The sequence below is a fragment of the Enterococcus sp. FSL R5-0957 genome (genome assembly GCF_038008005.1).
GTDB lineage: Bacteria > Bacillota > Bacilli > Lactobacillales > Enterococcaceae > Enterococcus_B > Enterococcus_B faecium.
Window position 1 is genome coordinate 168,197 of sequence record NZ_JBBOYG010000001.1, and the last position, 20,644, is coordinate 188,840.

16 protein-coding genes are annotated in these 20,644 nt (G+C 39.4%); 13 read left to right on the forward strand and 3 right to left on the reverse strand.

The annotated features are described in order from the left end of the window. Positions 1–132: 132 nt before the first annotated feature. The 4 genes from MKX69_RS00850 to MKX69_RS00865 all read left to right on the forward strand — a co-directional run bounded on the left by MKX69_RS00850 (position 133) and on the right by MKX69_RS00865 (position 3,392). Entirely contained in the window at positions 133–735 is a 603-nt protein-coding gene (locus tag MKX69_RS00850; RefSeq protein ID WP_341008351.1) for a TVP38/TMEM64 family protein, read from the forward strand. A gap of 21 nt (positions 736–756) precedes the next feature. Then, the gene (locus tag MKX69_RS00855; RefSeq protein WP_341008353.1) at positions 757–1,245 is read left to right on the forward strand and encodes a GNAT family N-acetyltransferase; all 489 of its coding nucleotides are present in this window, start codon (positions 757–759) and stop codon (positions 1,243–1,245) included. Between the two features lie 322 nt (positions 1,246–1,567). Next, positions 1,568–2,941 (forward strand): hypothetical protein, encoded by a 1,374-nt coding sequence (locus tag MKX69_RS00860; RefSeq protein WP_341008355.1) that lies wholly within the window; start codon positions 1,568–1,570, stop codon positions 2,939–2,941. Then, complete coding sequence (locus MKX69_RS00865) at positions 2,925–3,392, forward strand: YaiI/YqxD family protein (RefSeq protein WP_002307386.1); 468 nt, start codon at positions 2,925–2,927, stop codon at positions 3,390–3,392. Before MKX69_RS00860 ends, MKX69_RS00865 begins: the two co-directional genes overlap by 17 nt. Positions 3,393–3,640: 248 nt before the next feature. Here the strand turns inward: MKX69_RS00865 and MKX69_RS00870 are convergent, their stop codons facing one another. Then, positions 3,641–5,386, reverse strand: a complete 1,746-nt coding sequence (locus tag MKX69_RS00870) for an ABC1 kinase family protein (protein WP_341008358.1) — start codon at positions 5,384–5,386, stop codon at positions 3,641–3,643. A gap of 195 nt (positions 5,387–5,581) precedes the next feature. On the opposite strand from MKX69_RS00870, the gene MKX69_RS00875 reads away from it, so the two are divergent. The 6 genes from MKX69_RS00875 to MKX69_RS00900 all read left to right on the forward strand — a co-directional run bounded on the left by MKX69_RS00875 (position 5,582) and on the right by MKX69_RS00900 (position 11,986). Beyond that, positions 5,582–6,658: a D-alanine--D-alanine ligase gene (locus tag MKX69_RS00875; protein WP_114635009.1), complete on the forward strand. Its 1,077-nt coding sequence runs from the start codon at positions 5,582–5,584 to the stop codon at positions 6,656–6,658. Positions 6,659–6,810: 152 nt separating this feature from the next. After that, positions 6,811–8,163, forward strand: coding sequence for a UDP-N-acetylmuramoyl-tripeptide--D-alanyl-D-alanine ligase (locus MKX69_RS00880; protein WP_114635016.1), 1,353 nt, complete (start codon positions 6,811–6,813; stop codon positions 8,161–8,163). Positions 8,164–8,484: 321 nt separating this feature from the next. Then, positions 8,485–9,996: a degradosome RNA helicase CshA gene (cshA, locus tag MKX69_RS00885; RefSeq protein ID WP_002296553.1), complete on the forward strand. Its 1,512-nt coding sequence runs from the start codon at positions 8,485–8,487 to the stop codon at positions 9,994–9,996. Positions 9,997–10,125: 129 nt separating this feature from the next. Beyond that, positions 10,126–10,476, forward strand: coding sequence for a holo-ACP synthase (acpS, locus tag MKX69_RS00890; RefSeq protein WP_002296554.1), 351 nt, complete (start codon positions 10,126–10,128; stop codon positions 10,474–10,476). A 15-nt stretch (positions 10,477–10,491) separates the two neighbouring features. Next, on the forward strand, positions 10,492–11,613 hold the full coding sequence (gene alr / locus MKX69_RS00895) for an alanine racemase (RefSeq protein WP_002296555.1): 1,122 nt from the start codon (positions 10,492–10,494) through the stop codon (positions 11,611–11,613). Between the two features lie 10 nt (positions 11,614–11,623). Further along, complete coding sequence (locus MKX69_RS00900; protein WP_002289874.1) at positions 11,624–11,986, forward strand: type II toxin-antitoxin system PemK/MazF family toxin; 363 nt, start codon at positions 11,624–11,626, stop codon at positions 11,984–11,986. A 140-nt stretch (positions 11,987–12,126) separates the two neighbouring features. On the opposite strand, the gene MKX69_RS00905 is transcribed toward MKX69_RS00900, so the two are convergent. Further along, positions 12,127–13,419, reverse strand: a complete 1,293-nt coding sequence (locus tag MKX69_RS00905; protein WP_341008367.1) for an ISL3 family transposase — start codon at positions 13,417–13,419, stop codon at positions 12,127–12,129. Between the two features lie 249 nt (positions 13,420–13,668). Further along, positions 13,669–13,938, reverse strand: coding sequence for a 30S ribosomal protein S14 (gene rpsN, locus MKX69_RS00910; RefSeq protein WP_002293413.1), 270 nt, complete (start codon positions 13,936–13,938; stop codon positions 13,669–13,671). Positions 13,939–14,127: 189 nt separating this feature from the next. Between rpsN and MKX69_RS00915 the strand changes: the two genes are divergently transcribed. The 3 genes from MKX69_RS00915 to MKX69_RS00925 all read left to right on the forward strand — a co-directional run bounded on the left by MKX69_RS00915 (position 14,128) and on the right by MKX69_RS00925 (position 20,506). Then, positions 14,128–15,075, forward strand: coding sequence for an NADP-dependent oxidoreductase (locus tag MKX69_RS00915; protein ID WP_202765112.1), 948 nt, complete (start codon positions 14,128–14,130; stop codon positions 15,073–15,075). 305 nt (positions 15,076–15,380) lie between these two features. Then, positions 15,381–18,086: a YhgE/Pip domain-containing protein gene (locus MKX69_RS00920; protein WP_341008370.1), complete on the forward strand. Its 2,706-nt coding sequence runs from the start codon at positions 15,381–15,383 to the stop codon at positions 18,084–18,086. A 596-nt stretch (positions 18,087–18,682) separates the two neighbouring features. Further along, positions 18,683–20,506 (forward strand): APC family permease, encoded by a 1,824-nt coding sequence (locus tag MKX69_RS00925; RefSeq protein WP_002294202.1) that lies wholly within the window; start codon positions 18,683–18,685, stop codon positions 20,504–20,506. Positions 20,507–20,644: the final 138 nt, after the last annotated feature.

Here is a 20,644-nt window from a genome sequence, read left to right on the forward strand (position 1 = left end):
AATAAGAAGAAACTTACGAAAATTATTTCTCGAATTTGTGTGAGTTTTCGACTTATTTTTTTGAAAAAGCTCTTTTGTCGCACCCCCTAAGGAGGCAGTTTTAATAAATGAAAAAAGATGTGGGGAATATAGATGTCTAAAAAAGGATCAGTTTTACAAAAATGTCTTCAGAGCATGCCCATTATTGGTCTGTTGTTTTTCTTTGTGTTGATTCTTTATGCTTATCATCATGGGATTTTTCGATCGAGCACGTCTTTGCAAGCGTTTATCCAGCAATTTGGCAAGTATGCAGTGATGATATTTGTTCTGCTGCAAGTGATCCAAGTGATCATTCCTATTTTGCCGGGAGGGATCTCCTCAGTAGCGGGCATGCTGATGTTTGGCAATGGATTTGGCCTTTTATATAGTTGTATTGGCCTAGTGATTGGGGAAGCAATCGGATTTTTACTTGTCCGTTACTATGGCGTAGCCTTTGTCCAGCTTATTTTATCGCCAAAAAAGTATCAGAAATTTGATGAATTGCTGACAAGAAAAACGAAAGATATCAAAAAAGTACTAGTCGTTACCTTGCTGCTTCCCTTTGCGCCAGACGACTTGATCTGTCTAGTAGCTGGTTTGACGAAATTATCTTTTAGGGAATTTATGCAGATTGTGATTTTCTTGAAACCATGGTCGGTAGGTGTGTATAGCATGATCATGCTCTTTTTATTCCATCAAGCGCAAGGTCATTTATAATGTAAAAAAGGACGTGGGTGTATGGAAAAAATAAAAGTAACAGAAAATGAATTGGATGAGCTGATGGCAGTCATACAAGAAGTATGGCCGGAAGCTTTTGTGCCGATCATTGGTCAAAAACAAGTGGATTACATGCTGAAAACTTATCAGTCAAAAAAACAGATTCAAAAAGAACTGGCAGAAGGTGTGTCCTACTTTTTATTAAAAAGCGAAGAAAAGACGGTCGGTTACACTGCTTATGAAGAGATAAATGGAAAAATTTATTTAAGTAAATTATATTTGCTAAATAAAGTACGTGGTCAAGGATTGACTTCTTCAGTTTTTCGCTGGTATGAAGAACTTGCTGCGCAAACAAAGGAAAGAGAGATCTTTTTGCGAGTGAATCAGGGGAATCATCAAGCAATCGAGGTTTATAAGCATGAAGGATTTGAGATTACAGAAGAACTTATTTCAGATATCGGTCAAGGATTTCAAATGGTCGATTATAAAATGAAAAAAGCTCTCGCATAAACATAGGAACTGTGTTAAAGTAAATTTATGCGACGGGTCGAGAAGGACTCTGGTTTACAGAGCTCCTAATTGATTTTGGAGGCACAGGATAATTGATTTCTATCTTTATCACCTGCCGGATGCAGGGGTGTCGGGCAAGACTTTTGTGGAGAAGGGCTTGTCTGCTTGAGTAATCAAGTACCGTAAAAATGCAGAAAGAAGCTTGTGCTTCTTTCTGCATTTTTTTTTACAAGAATATATTCTGTAAAATTGGTTTATTTCCCCTTTAATGCTAAAATCGAAGAGCAGATTAGTTATAAGACTGTTTAAGGGAGCCATTGTCATGTTCGAAAAACTCAAACGATTTGGGCGTAATTTTACACAAACAACGCCCTTTATCTTAAGTAACACGGTTATTTTTATTCCTTATCTTTTATTTTTGGGACTAACAGACTCGCATAATTGGCTGACGATTTTGCCATTTACGCTGTTTTATGCCTTTCGGATGACTGGACTATTTTTAGTCGACAGTCTACGATTTGGTCTAGATAGTTACACGTTGCTGATGATCGCTCTGCTGATTGGTGGTGCTGGTTCATTGCTTGGAATATTAGGCGTATTTTATTTTCCTTTATTTTATTTTTCAAGTGTTTTGCTAGGGCTGAGTGCAGCATGGCTTGTACCTGCTAATACCACGGTCAATTTTCACGAAAAGACGCAAGGTTTTATCAATATGGATGGGAAAAAGTACTTATTTGCAGCTATCTGGCTATTTCTCCTGTATCAAGCGATTGAGTTGCCTGCACCGACTCAGATTGCAGCAAGCTTTACGATTTATACACTTTTTTACGTTATGGCCTACCATACGGTTAGTCATTATCCGCGTTACGAACTGGATTTCAAAGACATCAAAAGAAATCTGGTAGCTACGCGAGAGCTTGTTTTATTTTTGATATTCTTTGGCTTATTGTTTCTTTTGAGAAATGCCCGATTGTTATTCGATGAAAGGCTTTTTGATCTTGCTATTTATGGTTTCTTGCTGCTGTTCATCTTGTTCGTGTTTGTTTTAGGACACCAGAAGAAGGAATGGAAGTTGCCAAGCTGGCTAAATCTGTTTACTTTTCTAAATGGAATGCTAGGGAATTTCCTTTTTTTGTTTAGCAGTTTTTATGTTGGCATACTGTACGGATTAGAAAAACTTTCGATTTTTATGTATTTGCCTTATGCAGCAGGCTTGATTGCAGCAAAAATAGTCGGACCATGGATTTTGAAACGTTTATCATGGTCTCCATTGGCTATGCAATTGCTTGGACTGAGTTCTTCTTTATTGGTCCTCTTGATTCCAAATGGTTTTGCGATAGGTGTCTTTCTGCTTAGTTTCTGGAACGTAGTAACAGGCAGCTGGCTAAATAAGGAATATTATCAAACTGATGCAGCTATTCCAATGGATCGCCGGATCGTTGTCAAGTATACTACTCAAAATAAAGGGAGTGTGATCCACCAGTTTTTATTGATGACGCTTTTGTTTATTTTAGCAAAAGAAATGGGAGAGCCAATCCATCTATTATTGATCACGCTGAACCATGAATCAGTGCCGATAGAAAGTGTACAACTGCTTATCTTGGCAAAATGGATCAATGTTGGTCTTTTACTGAGCGGATTAGTAACTGTTTATCATTTATGGAAGAAGGCGAAAAAGAATGAGGCTATTCATTGATGGAGATGGTTCTCCAGTAAAAGAAGATGTCATAAAATTAGGAGAATCCTATGGTCTCGACGTGATTATCGTAACCAGTGTGGATCATTATACGACCAAAGAATACGCTAATCATGTCCAAATCGTCTACGTAGACCGCGGAGCTGATAGTGCGGATTATAAAATCGTCGGTATGGTTAAGAAGAATGACTTTTTGATCACGCAAGATTATGGTTTAGCTTCACTTGTATTGCCGAAGGGCGTCCGAGTGTTCCATCACTCTGGAAAAGAATTTGACGAAGCGAATATCGGCACGCTTCTAGAACAACGTTATCATAGTGGAAAGTTAAGAAAAGCTGGCATAAGGACAAAGGGTCCAAAACCCTTTACGGAGAAAGATCATATGTCTTTTCGTCAAGCGTTAAAAAAGGCAATTGACCAAGGTTTACCAAGTACAGAAGATAGTAGGTAATAAAGGTATTTTATTTATGCTCGAATACATCAAAAAGGGAACAGGGAAACAGGATAAATGGATTCCTTGTTCCTTTTTGATTGTTCTTATTACTGGGTGCAGAACAGCTTTTTCACATTTTTTATTCTCGGTGTTTCAGAAGTAGCCTCTTCGAAAAATAAGCCGAATTTTCACAAAAATTTGAGAAACAATTTATGCAAAATCCCTTCTTATTTCTTGAAACTGATTCTTTCTGTCACAACCTTTTTCTACTTTTTCCTCTTCTTATACATTTGGATCAATGCATCGATTGCCAAAAAAATAATGACGAATGCGGCAATAGCATACGTAAATATCCCTAATAAGGAAACGACCTCTGCGTTTTCTACAGGTGCTGCTTGGACAAGCAGGGAGGACCCTACGATCAATGCAGCTAAAATCATACCGAAAACAAGCCGATTGATCATACTTTCGATCCTGCTCAATAATTTGTCTTGCTTTTTCAATTCCAAATTGACTTTTCCTTGTCCCGAAGTCCACATTTCTAATAGATGGTGGAGCTGTTGAGGGATCTTAGGCGCAGCCTTCATCCCTTCCAATAAGTCTAATCCGCTTTGTTTCAATGTATCTTCTACATCCAGATGAGTGAGAAAATAATGTTGGGCAAAAGGCGAAGCGACTTCCATGAGGGAAACTTCAGGATCGAGGACGCGGATCACCCCTTCTAATGTCCCAAATGCTTTCAGCAAAAGCGTGATATCACGATCGAACTGCAGATTATTTTGATGACAAATCGTCACGACGTGTGTGAATACTTCTTGCAAGTTGATTTCATCAATAGGAGAATCATAATACTGTTCAAGAAAACTTGTCAGTTCTTGGTGGAGCCGACTTTCATCAAACGAGCCTTCTTGCTGACAAAGTCGCAAGACCGCTTTTTCGATTCGATAAGCATCTTTCGTATACAGCGCTAAAACGGCTTGTGTGAGTTTTTGCCTAAGCCCTGCAGAAAGATGCCCCATCATACCAAAATCGATGTAGTTGACGGTATATGGCGCAACAGGGTCTTCTGTAGAAGTAGAGGCTCGAAAAGTAAAGGAACCGAACTCTTTTTCATGGACTGTTTCAGTTTTTCGGCTAGCTTGTGTCTGTTCTTCTTTTGTTAGTACATGGAATAGCAGATTCCCTGGATGAGGATCAGCATGGAAAAAACCATCATCAAATACCTGTTTCATAAAGTTCTCAACTAAAAGCTTTGCAACTTCTTGTTTCAGCTGCTTGTTTTGAATTCCAGTGATAAAAGTTTCAGTTTTGTTTTCGGCGTTCATTAAATGATTCAAGTTTTTACCAGACATTTCTTCCATCACGATCACTTTTTTCGAACAAAAAGCGTCATAAATCTTGGGGCTGCGGATCTCTTTCCAGCCATTGTTCTTTTGATAGAATTGTTCGCCATTTTGACTTTCTTTTAAGAAGTCCATTTCATTGATCAAGGAACGTTTTACTTCTTGGAGTACCCCTTTTAGATCAACTACGCTAGTTTCAGGAATGTATTTGATCAAAGGGATCGCTCGTTCAAATAGTTGAAGATCAAGTCGGATTTCTTCGGCGATGTTAGGGTGTTGGATCTTAACGACGACCGAGTCACCGTTCTTCAGCTTGGCACGATGAGCCTGCCCCATAGAAGCAGAGGCAAAAGGCGATTTTGAAAAATCATCGAATATATCTGATAATGAAAGAGAAAGTTCTGTTTCGATCGTCTTTTTGACCGTTGAAAATGTGTCGCTAGGTACACTATCTTGTAATGTTTTGAATGTTTGAGTGAAGGCAGAAGAAAGCAAATCTTCTCGAACAGAAAGCATCTGTCCTATCTTAATGAAGGTGGGGCCTAGTTCTTCAAAGGCTTTTTTTACCTGTTCGGGCTTTTTTTGCTGTACAAAGTTTGGCACTACATTGTAATTGATGAACACTCGAATGATTTCTGCCAAGCGGCTACGTGGATTTGTTTGCGCCATCATCATCCCTCCTTTTCTTTATCATAACTTTTTATAAAAAACGGGACAAATAATCTAGCTGACAAAAAATAAATGACGTTTGTTCTTTTAGAAACCAACTCGTTTTTTTATAAATAAGTTATTCGTTTATTTTTGTTTTGTGCTAAAATATGAGAGTAAATCACTGAACGATTTAGAATACAGGAGGACAATCTTTTGAAGATTACTTTACTATATGGCGGACGCAGCGCAGAGCATGAAGTGTCCATTCTTTCCGCATTTTCAGTTTTAAATGCCATTTATTATAATTATTACCAAGTTCAACTCATATTTATTACAAAAGAAGGACAATGGGTCAAAGGTCCATTACTAACAGAAAAACCTGCAAGCAAAGATGTCTTGCATCTTTCATGGGACCCAAGTGGACAGACAGAGGAAGGCTTTACAGGAAAAGTGATCAATCCGGGCGAAATCAAAGAAGAAGGAGCCATCGTTTTTCCAGTTTTACATGGGCCAAACGGGGAAGATGGAACGATCCAAGGCTTCTTAGAGACATTGAATATGCCTTATGTCGGCGCAGGCGTATTGACCAGTGCATGTGCCATGGATAAAATCATGACCAAGTATATTTTACAAGCTGCTGGTGTGCCGCAAGTTCCTTATGTACCAGTACTTAAGAATCAATGGAAAGAAAATCCTAAAAAAGTATTTGATCAATGTGAAGGTTCTTTGCTTTATCCGATGTTTATCAAACCTGCGAATATGGGTTCTAGTGTCGGCATTACAAAGGCAGAAAACCGAGAAGAGCTGCAAAATGCTTTAGCAACAGCCTATCAGTATGATTCTCGAGCAATCGTTGAACAAGGAATTGAAGCGCGCGAAATCGAAGTTGCTGTATTAGGAAATGAAGATGTTCGGACGACTTTGCCTGGCGAAGTCGTAAAAGACGTAGCATTCTATGATTATGAAGCCAAATATATCAATAATAAAATCGAAATGCAGATTCCAGCCGAAGTGCCGGAAGAAGTTTATCAAAAAGCGCAAGAGTACGCGAAGTTAGCTTACACGATGTTAGGTGGAAGCGGATTGAGCCGGTGCGATTTCTTTTTGACAAATAAAAATGAATTATTCCTGAATGAATTAAACTCTATGCCAGGATTTACGGAGTTCAGTATGTACCCACTCTTATGGGAAAATATGGGCTTGAAATACGGTGATTTGATTGAAGAACTGATTCAATTAGGAATGAATCGATACCATCAGCGTCAATCTTTTTTTGAAAAAAATGAATAAAGAGAAATAAAGAAGAAGCTGGAGTGATTGCGTAACCGCGTTCATTCTAGCTTCTAAATACGAATAGAGAAATTTACTTGGAAGTGAGAGTCATGCGAACCCGCCGTTTAGGCCAAACGCTTTTTTCACAACCTTTTTTAGGAGAGATCTCAATGAATCTAACAATACAAGAAATTGCACAAGCCGTGGGCAGCGAATGCTCTGCACTGACAAAGATTACCAATGTCGAATTTGACAGCCGGAAGATAACCGAAGGAAGTTTATTCGTTCCTCTTGCTGGTACGCGAGATGGACATGAATTTATCCAGCAAGCGATCACAAACGGAGCATCTGCTTCATTTTGGAGCTTGCCTGTTGAACAAGCTCCAAAAGATTTTCCAGTTATTCCTGTAGCAGATCCTTTGAAAGCCATGCAGCAATTGGCAACCTATTACTTGGAAAAAGTAGGCGCAGAAGTCGTTGCAATTACAGGAAGCAATGGTAAAACCACCACGAAAGATCTAACCGCGTCTGTCTTGTCTGAAAAATACAAAACATATAAGACGCAAGGAAATTACAACAATAATATTGGTCTTCCTTACACGATTTTGCACATGCCGCAAGATACAGAAAAGATCGTCTTGGAAATGGGCATGGATCACGCCAATGAAATCACTGAACTTTCACTGATGGCTCAACCAAAAGCTGCAGCAATCACAATGATCGGTGAAGCACACATAGAAAATCTTGGGTCGAGAGAAGGAATCGCTAAAGCCAAAATGGAAATCACTGACGGACTTGTACCAGACGGATTACTCGTTGTGCCCGCAGATGAACCGTTGCTGACACCTTTAACGGCAACATTAGTACAAACAGTCACAACATTCGGTATTGGAAATGGCGATGTTCATGCGGAAGTGACAGCAAAAGGAAAAGCACAAACCAATTTTGTAGTAGAAGGAGAAACATTTACGATCCCGCTGCCTGGAAGTTATAATGTAACGAATGCTTTGATTGCGTATACGATCGGGCGCTTCTTTGGACTGTCTATACCTGAGATACGCCAAGGGCTCGCTCATGTTTCTATCACTCAAAACAGAACCGAATGGCTAACGGCAGGAAATGGTGCAGCTATTTTGAGCGATGTCTACAATGCAAATCCAACAGCCATGGGACTGGTATTAGATACTTTTAAAAATCTGCCAACAAAAGGGCGCAGAATCGCTGTGTTAGCAGATATGCTGGAATTAGGGAAAGATTCTTTAAGCATGCATGCGCAAATGAGTGAACATATCAATCCTGAGAAATTTGCCATGATTTTCTTGTACGGGGAACAAATGCATGCATTAAAAGAAGACTTGAATCAAAAATACCCCCAACTACCTGTGTTCTATTTTGAAAAAGAAAAGAATAAATTGATTGATGCTATCAAACAAAATCTTGAAGCAACAGATAGTATTATGCTAAAAGGCAGCAACAGCATGGGCTTATTTGAAGTGGTAGAACAGCTTCAGCAAATGAAATAAAAATCTGCAAACTTGCAGAAAACGAAAAACTATGTTAGAATAACCTATTGCCGAAAGATGAAGAGAAATTGGACTGGTTTTGCCATAGAAACAACTTGTTGAAGCCAGATGTCATAATAATGATAAAGCTGAACGCGACCCGTTTGGCTTTTCTAATGCCTAAACTTCGCAAAGTGATTTTTCGGTGGTGTCACAGGGGCTAAGAATGGATAAAAACGTGCGTGGCCACTGTCAAAAAGAAACAATACACTTTGACCGAACAAATCGACGGGGTAGCAAAAAAGCTACATCCTCAGTTAACAACCATATAGGAGGATTCATTTGAAATTTAAAGAACTAGAATTATCACCAGAATTGTTGAAATCAGTCGAACGCGCTGGTTTTGAAGAAGCAACGCCTATCCAAGCAGAAACGATTCCACTAGCATTAGCTGGAAAAGACGTTATTGGACAAGCACAGACAGGTACAGGGAAAACAGCTGCATTTGGATTACCAATGTTAGAAAAAATCGATCCAGATCGTCACGAATTACAAGGTTTAGTTATCGCACCAACACGTGAATTAGCTATCCAAACACAAGAAGAATTATATCGTTTAGGGCGCGACAAAAAAGTACGTGTACAAGCCGTTTACGGCGGAGCAGATATTGGCCGTCAGATCCGTGGCTTGAAAGATCGTCCACATATCGTTGTGGGTACACCAGGACGTATGCTTGACCACATTAACCGCCACACATTGAAACTTGGAACCGTTCAAACATTAGTTTTGGATGAAGCAGATGAAATGTTGAATATGGGCTTCTTGGAAGATATCGAAAAAATCATTTCACAAGTTCCTGATCAAAGACAAACATTACTTTTCTCAGCAACGATGCCGCCAGCTATCAAGAATATTGGCGTTAAATTCATGAAAAATCCACATCATGTGAAGATCAAAGCGAAAGAAATGACAGCTGACTTGATCGATCAATACTATGTCCGCGCAAAAGAATACGAAAAATTCGATATCATGACTCGCTTGTTTGATGTTCAAACACCTGAATTAACAATCGTCTTCGGACGTACAAAACGCCGTGTAGACGAATTGGCACGCGGATTAGAAGCACGCGGTTACCGTGCAGAAGGAATCCATGGCGATTTGTCTCAACAAAAACGAATGAGCGTATTGCGTTCATTTAAGAGCGGTCATTTAGATATCCTTGTAGCGACAGACGTTGCTGCACGTGGATTAGATATTTCAGGTGTCACTCATGTGTACAACTATGATATCCCTCAAGATCCAGAAAGCTACGTTCACCGTATCGGACGTACAGGCCGTGCCGGAAAAGGCGGTATGTCTGTGACTTTCGTTACACCAAATGAAATGGACTACTTGCATGTGATTGAAAACTTGACGAAAAAACGGATGACGACTTTACGTCCTCCAACCGAAAAAGAAGCATTCAAAGGTCAATTAGGTGCTGCAGTTGAACAAATCGAAACAAAACTTGCAGAGAATGGTCTAGATAAATACCTGCAAACAGCAGATAAATTATTAGAAGAATATTCTGCACAAGATTTAGTTGCACTTTTGCTAAAAACGACAGCAAAAGATCCAGCTGATGCAGTGCCAGTGAAGATCACACCAGAACGCCCATTGCCAATGCAGAAAAAAGGATACAATAAAAATGGCAAACGTGGTGGCGGAAACAACCGTAATCGTCGTGACGGCGGTAATTATCGTGGCAACAAATCAAAAGGCGGTTATAGCAAAAATAATAACAGCCAAAAAGATGGCGGTAAACGTCACAATGATAAAAAACGCGGATTTGTAATCCGTTCAAATAACGATTAAACATAAAATGAAAGTTTCTCTTTTTTAAGAGAAACTTTCATTTTTGTTATTTGTGGACTTATTTGTGGCAAAATGGTTATAATTTGGTAGAATGAGAGTGTTCTAAATTTATTGAAAAGAGAAAAGCATATGATAAAAGGAATTGGGATCGATGCAGTCGAACTTCCTAGGATCACTCGGCTGATCGAAGAAAAACCAAAATTCATTGCACGAATCTTGACCTCTGATGAAATGAAACTATTCCAGTCCTTGCCTTTTCATCGCCAAGTAGAATTTTTAGGCGGGCGTTACGCTTGCAAAGAGGCTTTCTCTAAAGCTTGGGGAACTGGGATCGGAAAAGTTACCTTTCAAGATGTCGAGATTTTAAAAAATGAAAACGGTCAGCCTGTTGTGACGCGTTCACCTCATGAAGGCAATGTATGGGTCAGTATTACTCATACAAATGAAACAGCTTTTGCACAAATTATTCTGGAAGACTAGAAAGAAGGAAAAACGATGGTTGTCGCTTGGCACCGCCCAACGAAAGCAGTGATACATAAAAAAGCTATAACTGAAAATGTAGCAAATGAAGTTGCAAGACTTCCGCAAGGAAAAGAATTGTTTGCAGTAGTAAAAGCAAACGGATACGGTCATGGAGCTATTGAAACAGCTGAGGCAGCAGTTGCAGGTGGAGCTTCGGGCTTTTGTGTTTCAAATTTAGATGAAGGAGTCGAGTTGAGAGAAGCTGGATTTACTCAGCCCATCCTTATCTTGAATATGGTTCCTTACGACGCACTGACTGTAGCTGTTGCTCATGATTTATCAGTAACTGCAGGTACACGGGAATGGTTGCAGGCAGCAGCTGCTGTTTTAGAGAAAAGTAAGCTAGAGACGCCTCTTTCGATTCATCTAAAAGCAGACACTGGGATGGGTCGTATCGGATTTTGTACACCTGAAGAAGTAAAAGAGGCAGCTGCATTCATCAAAGAAAGTCGTGTATTAGAATGGGAAGGTTTATTTACCCATTTTTCTACAGCAGATCAGGCAGATGATACATATTGGAATCTGCAAAAAGAACGCTTTATAGAAGTGCTGAAAAAACTTCCCGAACTTCCTCGATATGTACATGTCAGCAATAGTGCAACGGCTTTATGGCATGATGAAACAATCGGCAATATGATTCGTTATGGAGTAGCAATGTACGGACTTAATCCCTCTGGGCACGCACTACCGGAAGTTTATCCATTGCAGCCAGCACTTGAGCTGGTTTCTGAATTAATTCAAGTCAAAAAACTCCCAGCAGGTGAAGGAATCGGCTATGGAGAAACATATATCACTCCTGAAGCAGAGTGGATCGGAACGATACCGATCGGTTATGCAGATGGCTGGCCACGAAAGATGCAGGGTTTTTCTCTATTGGTAGAAGGGAACTACTGTGAAACGATTGGGCGTGTATGTATGGATCAACTGATGATCCGATTGCCTCAAGAATTTCCTGTCGGAACAAAAGTGACGCTTATCGGCAAAAATGCAGACAAAGAAATCACTATGCAGGATATAGCAGATCAATTAGGTACGATCCACTATGAAGTGGCTTGCGGATTAGGACAGCGGATACCAAGAGAATATCAAGAATAAGGAGGATCCTATGGTAAAAAGAGGAGATATTTATTTTGCTGATCTTTCTCCAGTCGTGGGATCGGAGCAAGGCGGAACACGCCCAGTTTTGGTTATTCAAAATAATCTAGGTAACCATTTTAGCCCGACGATCATTGTTGCGGCCATAACGGCAAAAATGGCTAAACCTAAGCTTCCGACTCACATTGGGATCAAAGCTACTGGAACAGGAATAGAAAGAGACTCCGTTATCCTGTTGGAGCAGATCAGAACGATCGATAAATCAAGATTGAAAGAAAAGGTCTGCCATTTGGATCGACCCATTATGGCAGAAGTTGACCGAGCATTGAAAATTAGTGTGGGTATCGAAGCACTGACTCCTGTTACTAAATAAATATAGCGAAGTAACCATGCAGCCTTTACATATAAAAAAGGACCAGCTGTGCGTAAAAAAGGCTCTTTGTCAAATGATGTTGGTAAAGAGAAATCTTAGAATAATTGGAGATCAAGTGGATCAGTTCCTCTTGATCTTTTTTAGTTGAAAATCAATGCGTTGCCATGACGAATCATGATGCGCAATTTGAAATTATAAAAGCTACGAAAGCCATATGCATTTCGTTTTAACACTTTGATATGGTTGTTCAGACATTCAAGTGGGCCATTTGAATAACTTTGTTGTAAAGCATTTTTGATTTGTGGCAGAAATTTCTGGAACGTTCTCAAGGTCGTCTGATAGCCTTCGGGAAGCATGATATTATTGGTAAGTAGTTCTTCAAACGATACGTAGTCTCGTTCCTTTACAGCGTAAAGAAAGTCTTGATATAACTGATAGCCTACACGCAAAGCAGGGCTCCCTTTCAGTAAGCGATCCACAATATCGGTCTCTGTTAAATGAGCTTTGAAGCCAGGTCGCCAAAGGCGTCGAGTATAATCAAGCTTGCGTTCATCTTTTTGAAGAAGTTTCCAGTATCTTTTTAATTGCTTACCTAATTGATAGTGTTTTTGTTCTTTGCTTTTTAATAGTTGGTTCGTTTCTTTGATTCGATGATTGCGAAAGGTACGACCAATATGTTGGACGATGTGAAACCGGTCAATAATCAGCTGTGCTTTTGGAGACAGCTCTTTAACGAGCGATACATAAGGAGCGTACATATCAATCACGATCCATTCGACCGCTTCACGAATTTCTCGTGAAAAATGACTAAAATAACGTTTTAAAAAAGGCAGTTGTCGGTTCTCGACAATGTCCAATAAGCGCTGTGTTTGTCCATCCATCATGATGAAACTCATAGCACCTGAAACACCCCGAACTGATTTGAATTCATCAAAACAAAGTACCTTAGGTAACGGTGTCCGAAAAGGATTCAACGGACGATAAAATCGCTTCATAATACGGTAAACAGAAGAGACCGATAGATTTTTCTGAGCGGCGATCTCTGTCATTGAGGTATTTTTTTTCAGACGAGTCACGACAGACCAGCGGACTTTCTCACTGATGAAACAGTGTTTTTTCGCAACAGAAGTATCTGCGACAAAGGTCCGCTGACAAGCTTTGCATTTGAAGCGTTGCTTTTTCAATTCGAGGTAGGTACGGTATTCAGAAACATCGTTCATTAACAACCGGACGGTTGTTGTACCCCAACGCACAATATCTGAAGCAATCTGGTGTTTACAGTGGATGCATTCTTGGGCTGTATAAATCAAGTTTCCACGATAAATATGACAGATTTGCCCTTTGTATTTTTCTTTTGTGAGACAATTTTCGTTAAAAGTAACTGATAAGTCTAGAATATCTAATGTTTCTTTGATAAGGTGAGTGTAAGACATCTTGATTCCTCCTTTTGGGTTGGTTCGCCAAATTAATTCTAAAGGATTTCAAGGTGTCTTTTCTATATGTTTTGGAAAATAAAAAAGATGCTGGTGTCATCCACCAACATCAAAAAGTATAGAGCCGTAAAAAAAGATACGTCTGCTTCTAGTACCAGCATTTCTGCTAGAAGAAGCGAACGTATCTTTTTTGATGATCCAAGGAGTGGTCCATGCGCCCTCCTCCTTTACATTACAGCCAGACTTGGATTACCAGCTGGCTTTTTTTACTCCTGGAATCAAACCTTTATGTGCTAATTCACGGAATTTTATACGGGACATCCCGAATTTACGCATGTATCCGCGAGGGCGTCCATCGATCAAATCACGATTTTTCAATCGTTCTGGACGAGCATCTAAAGGAAGTTTGCGCAAGCCTTCGTAATCTTTTTGCGCTTTTAATTCCTGGCGTAAAGCAGCATAGCGTTCAATCGTTTCTTGCTGTTTTTTTGCTTTGGCAATCTTTGATTTTTTAGCCATCAACAAATTCCTCCAATTATTTTTTATTAGCGTAAATCGTAATCTTTACGCTTTTAGATAAATAATTTAACACGTTACGCGAAAAAAGACAACTATTTTGTTTTGAATCATGCGCCAAAACGAAAAGACATTTTTTTTGTCAAAATAAAGGCATAAACGTAAACTTAAAGAAAAAGGGAGATGGTGACCATGCGAAGATTTGCAATTAACGGTTACGGAGAAGCACAAGATGTTTTTGAAGAAATCGATGCTCATCCCAGAGAAGTCGGTTCTGGACATGTTCGTGTAGAAATAAAAGCATTCAGTGTGAATCCTTATGATGTTGCCTTGCGTTTAGGAGAAATGAAAGAGATACGAACATTGAAATTCCCTTATGTACCAGGTAATGATGGCGCTGGTATTGTGACAGAGATTGGTTCAGATGTCACAACTGTTCATGTAGGTGATCGAGTAGCTGTCCATGCAGTCGGCGGGACTTACGGAGAAGAAGTCGTGTTGCCATCAGCAAAAGTAGCAAAAATTCCAGATAAAATGAGTTGGGAAGAAGCAGCCGGAATGGTCACGCCAGGAATTACGGCTTATAATCTAATCAACCATTTGACGGAAATCCAGCCGACAGATACTGTAATGATACTAGGAGCATCAGGTGCGGTCGGGTCAAGTCTGATCCAGCTTCTCCATGAAAAGGGAATCCGAATCTTAACCAGTGCATCCAGTAAAAATGAGGAAAAGGTAAAAAAATTAGGAGCTTCAGCATTTGCTGCTTATGATAAAACAAATCCAGGTCTGCAATTTGCTGATCAGGCAGACCTTGTAATCGATGCGACGAAAGGAAGTATCAAAGGAGAAACCGGCATCCAGATCATGAAACCAGGCGGCAGGTATGTTGCATTAAATGACCTCCCAGATCTAGATTTGCGGCAAAAAAAGGAAGGCTTTTATGAATCGTTTGTTCCAAGAAAGGAATATCTAGATGCAGAAGCCTTTGCTGGCATAATCAAAGCCTACCAAAAAGGAGCCTTTCATGTTTTTATTTCAATGAATCTGTCTGCTTCACTTAAGCATGTCATCCAAGCACATCAGCTAGTTGAAGGACATCCTTCTGCTGGGAAAATCATCCTGTCATTCGAAAAATAAGAAATACAGGAATAAAAAACGAAAAAAGCTGAAACATTTTTGTAGGGGAAAAGACAAAAAATGTTTTAGCTTTTTTGCGTATACGTATAATAGATAAAAACTTTGGCATAAAATTATCTTTCCCTTTTATTTCATGATAAAGTAAAGGCTGTAATCCTTAATTATTTCTCAATATGTAAGAGATTACAATGAGACAATTGCCGTGATATGTCCAAAAATTCGACTTTTTTGAAAAAAGCCGATTGAAAAAAGTATGAAATACATGGTAAAGTAATTCAGCTGAAAAAAGAAGAAGGGGGAGAACTATGCAGTCAATCAAAAATACGCTTCGATTATATTTGCTTGACTGGAAACGGATTTTCAAAAACCCGATTGCAACACTTCTGATCATCGCGATCATGATCATCCCTTCGCTATATGCGTGGTTTAACATCAAAGCATTATGGGATCCATATGGAAATACTGGAGAGCTGCCAATTGCTGTTTACAGTGCAGACAAGCCAGCAGAGTTTCAAGGTAAAGAAGTGGCCATTGGGGAGCAAGTCATCGAATCGCTTCATAAAAATAAACAATTAGGATGGCAATTCGTTGATTCAAAAGAACAATTAGAAGACGGAGTCCGTTCCGGAAAGTATTACGCAGGTATTTACTTGCCAAAGGATTTCTCAGAAGATCTGCTGAGTTTTACTAGTGGTGATATCAAGAAACCAAAAATCGAATATACGGTAAATAAAAAAATCAATGCGATTGCACCGAAAATCACCGATAAAGGAGCAAGTTCGATCCAATCGCAAATCACAAATGAATTTATCAAAACAGCCAGTTCGACTTTATTGAAAGTATTCAATGAAATAGGTTACGACATCGATACGAACCTAGTAAGTATCAATAAAGTCAAAGATATGATTTTATCAACAGATGAAAATTTGGACACGATCGACGGCTACACAAAACAAGTCCTCGAATTACAAAGTCAACTACCTGAAATCAAGGAAAAACTGAATAAAGCAAATGAATTCGTGGATTACATCCCTAAAGTAGATGAGATGGGTGAAAAAGTCGTTGCATTGAATGACAAAATGCCTGAATTGAAAGACCAAGCAAAAATCATCCTTGATTTGCAAGAAAAAATCCCAGAGATCCAAAATGCCGGTAAACAACTAGCAGAGATCGACGGTGATTTTGCTTCGATCCAAGAGACAATGAATCAAGGAATTGACGAAGCAAAACAAGGCTTGACGATCATCCAACAAGTACAAGATATCTTGCCAGATGTGAAAAATTTAGAAAACCAGGCAAGTGATCTAGCAAACCAAACAAAATCAGGTGCCTCTCAACTGAAAGATGCGATACCAAGCATCACAAACAGCGTAGATGTCACATTGAAGTCAATTGGACAAGTGGCAACAACGACAGGTTCGTTAATAGATACTGTAAGAACAGCTATTGAAGATGGTAAGCTGACTGATGATGAAAAGAAAAACATCAGCAATGTATTGAACGGCTTTATTGACGGAATATCTCAACAACAAAATGCAATCGATAAACTGGTCGAGTTCCTGACTAAATTGCAAACAAGTGCTGGAAATACGAAATTGCAGCCAATTATTGATCAGCTAAATCAATTAAAACCCTTGCTAAGCAATCTGCAAAACCGCCTATCTGCTTTGAACACAGCTGTTCAAAATGAAGACACGAAGGCTATTGATGAATTGCTAGATCAAATTGATGCCGTTGTTAATAATATCAATGGCATCATTGCTGGTATCAATACAGGTCAAATCAGTTCCACTGTCACTTCTCTATTAGACCAAGTCATCGATACGATTGGGACTGCACAAGGGGCGCTAAGCAAAGCGGACCAGATCGATTTTGAATCTCTGCTAAGCTCAACGAAAGCAACTGTAACGAATGCAGTGGCAATTTTAGAAAAATATCAAAAAGAAATGCCTGCAATTGGACAAGAAATCCATGATGCCAATACAATGCTGAATGGAAATATGGATACCATCGTCAATGGCATCAATGAAGGGGCAGACCTATACAACAATGAATTACCGATCCTTCAGCAAAAATTAGGATTGGCCGCTGATTTTATCCAAAATGATTGGCCAGCACTAAAAAATGAAATCACCGGTACATTGACAACAGTAAATGAAAAAATGCCAGAGGTCGAAACAGCTGTGAACGCTGCTGCGGACTTGATCAACAATGACTGGCCAAATATCAAAGCTGGCATCCAAAAAGCAGCAGACGCGATCCGAAAAGGCGAACAAGAAGTCGATCTAGGCGAAGTCATCAAATTATTGAAACTAGATGCAACAAAAGAAAGTGACTTCTTTACACAACCTGTTGAGCTACAAACCAATGCGCTTTATCCAATCGCAAATAACGGTTCAGCTAGCACCCCGTTTTATACTGCACTATGTCTGTGGGTCGGCGCTGTTCTTCTTTCAAGTGTTGCTACGACAGAATACTATTTAGGAAAGAAAGACCGAAACAATTTTACGAAACGAGAACAATTCGTTGCTCGTATGCTGACATTTTTGACAATGGCGATTGCGCAAAGCTTGATCGTTACATTAGGGAATATTTTCTTACTAGGAGTAGATGTCCAAAATCCGGTCTACAGCGTGTCATTTGCTGTCTTGATCGCCTTAGCGTTCATGATGATCGTCTATGTCTTGGCTGCATTATTCGATAATGTCGGTAAAGGGATCGCTATTATCATCTTAGTACTGTCGATCTCTGGCGGAGGCGGGAACTATCCGATCCAAGTCTCAGGGAAATTCTTCCAAATGATCAATCCGTTCTTGCCATTTACTCATGCGGTAAACTTGTTACGGGAATCTGCAGGAGGAATTTATTGGCCAAATGCTACGAAAGCAATCTGGATCATGATCGGTTTGTTTGTTGTCTTTGGAATCGTAGGAACGGCAATCTATCCATTCATCGAAGAAAAAATGACGAAATTCAAAGAAGCGGCGCATGAGAGCCATATTTTTCATTAAAAAAAGAGGTTGTGAAATCAGCGTTTTGACCTGAGTATTAGAGAAAAAAATGGAAAAATAGTTCCTCATATTTTGCCGTTTTTTGAGCTAATGCCGAGGGTCAGCTGATTGAACACCGTGTACCAAGAGGTTGTAAAAAATCTGCTCTGCATCAAGTAATAAGAACGACCAAATAAAAACAGCTTCTTATGTTTTTAATTTGGTTGGGCTTATTACCGCAGATGCAAGCTTTTAAACACCGTTTATCAAGAGGTTGTGACAACTGCGCTATGCTTCGAGTAGTAAGAATGATGGGTAGAAAACAACCTTACATCTCTCTTTCAAAAGTTAAGATATCAAAAAGGATAGAACTTGATTTTCTAAGTCAAGTTCTATCCTTTTATTATAGAATTCAAAGAAAAAGCCCATAAAAAAATGTTAGATTTTTGCTGTATTAAAGCGTTTGAAAAAGCGCTTGATATTTTTCTGTTTTTTTCCAATTATTTTCTTAAAGTTTATTGACTTTTAAGGTCAGTGAGCGTACTATAACATCTTGTTTACTATAAATTTTCGACTATAAAACTTGAAGTAAAATTGTGTGTAAAGGAGTTTAGAAATTGGATTACTTAAAAAGGTTGTTAGTAGGTAAGCCTTTAAAATCTGCTGAAAATGATGAGCACAAATTAACCCGATTTGCTGCTTTGGCATTATTGTCGTCTGATGCGTTATCATCTATTGCATATGGTACGGAACAAATCGTTGTCGTTTTAGTCGCTTTGTCTGCTGCAGCCATCTGGTATTCGCTACCCATTGCCGCTTTCGTTATTATTTTATTGATTTCATTAACGCTATCATATCGTCAAATCATCCATGCTTATCCTCATGGCGGGGGAGCATATGTCGTCAGCAGTGAGAATCTTGGAAAGAATGCTGGCTTGATTTCCGGTGGCTCTTTATTGATCGACTACATGTTGACAGTAGCAGTATCTGTCTCAGCAGGTGCTGAAGCGATCACATCAGCGGTGCCAGCACTCTACGGTCATCAAGTCGCTATTTCTGTGACAATCGTTTTGCTACTGATGATGCTGAATCTTCGTGGTCTGAGGGAATCTGCATCGTTCCTGTTATTTCCGGTGTACACATTTATCCTTGTGATCTCGTTACTGATCGTTGTTGGTTTATATAATATCGTGACAGGTGCTGTGCCATTGCAAGCTACTGCACTTCCAGGAGCGGCTGTGCCGGGTGTTTCTATCGCTTTGATTTTACGAGCATTTTCTTCTGGTTCTTCCTCTTTAACTGGGGTGGAGGCGATTAGTAATGCTGTACCATTCTTTAAGAAGCCAAGAGCAAAAAATGCCGCTGCTACATTGACGATGATGGCATTGATCTTAGGTTTCTTCTTCGTGGGGATCACATTTATCAACTATTGGTATGGGATCGTTCCTGAAAAAGAAGTCACTGTTTTGTCTCAAATTGGTAAAGCTGTCTTTGGACATGGTATTTTGTATTACGTCCTTCAATTTGCTACAGCGCTGATTTTAGCAGTTGCTGCTAACACCGGTTTTTCTGCTTTTCCAGTTCTTGCATACAATCTGGCAAAAGATAAATTCATGCCTCACATGTATCAAGATCGTGGGGATCGACTAGGCTATTCCAATGGGATTATCACACTAGCGCTAGGTTCGATCGTATTGCTGTTTATTTTCCATGGCTCAACAGAACGCTTGATTCCGTTATACTCTATCGGCGTGTTCATTCCATTTGCTTTATCTCAAACAGGGATGGTCGTCAAATGGAAAAAAGAAGGAAAAAGATGGTTAAGCAAGTCGATTGCCAATATTACAGGTGCGTTCATCTCATATGCAATCATTGCGATTTTGTTTGTCTATCGGTTAGGGGACATTTGGCCTTTCTTCATCATTATGCCAATCGTTATGTTCATTTTTTATAAGATCCATGATCATTATAAAAAAGTAGCAGAACAGCTTCGTTTAGAAAATGATGCAAAACTACATGATTATGACGGGAATACCGTTCTTGTATTAGTCGGAAATGTGACACGGGTAAATATCGGTGCGTTGAATTACGCACGTTCGATCGGTGATTATGTCGTTGCGATGCATGTTTCGCTAGACGAAGATGTCGAAAAAGAAAAAGAAATCGAAGCAGAATTTAAAAAGCATTTCCCAGATGTCCGTTTTTCAATCGTCCACTCTTCTTATCGCTCGATTGAAAATCCAATTATCCGTTATGTAGATATCGTAAGTAAAAATGCAGCGAAACAAAACTATACAACTACTGTGTTGATTCCTCAATTTGTACCAAACAGACGCTGGCAGAATATTCTCCATAACCAAACAAGTTTGCGGTTAAGATTGCGATTGTCTTGGCGTGAAAATATCGTTGTCAGCACCTATAGCTACCATTTGAAGAAATAAGTCCATCAAGAATCTGGGACACAAAGTAGTTTATTGAATATCATTTAAATAAAAAAGGTCGTAGCGCTCAAGCGCCACGACCTTTTTTTGCCTTGATTCATTCTGTCTGCGATTTTTTTGCCTTGATTCATTCTGTCT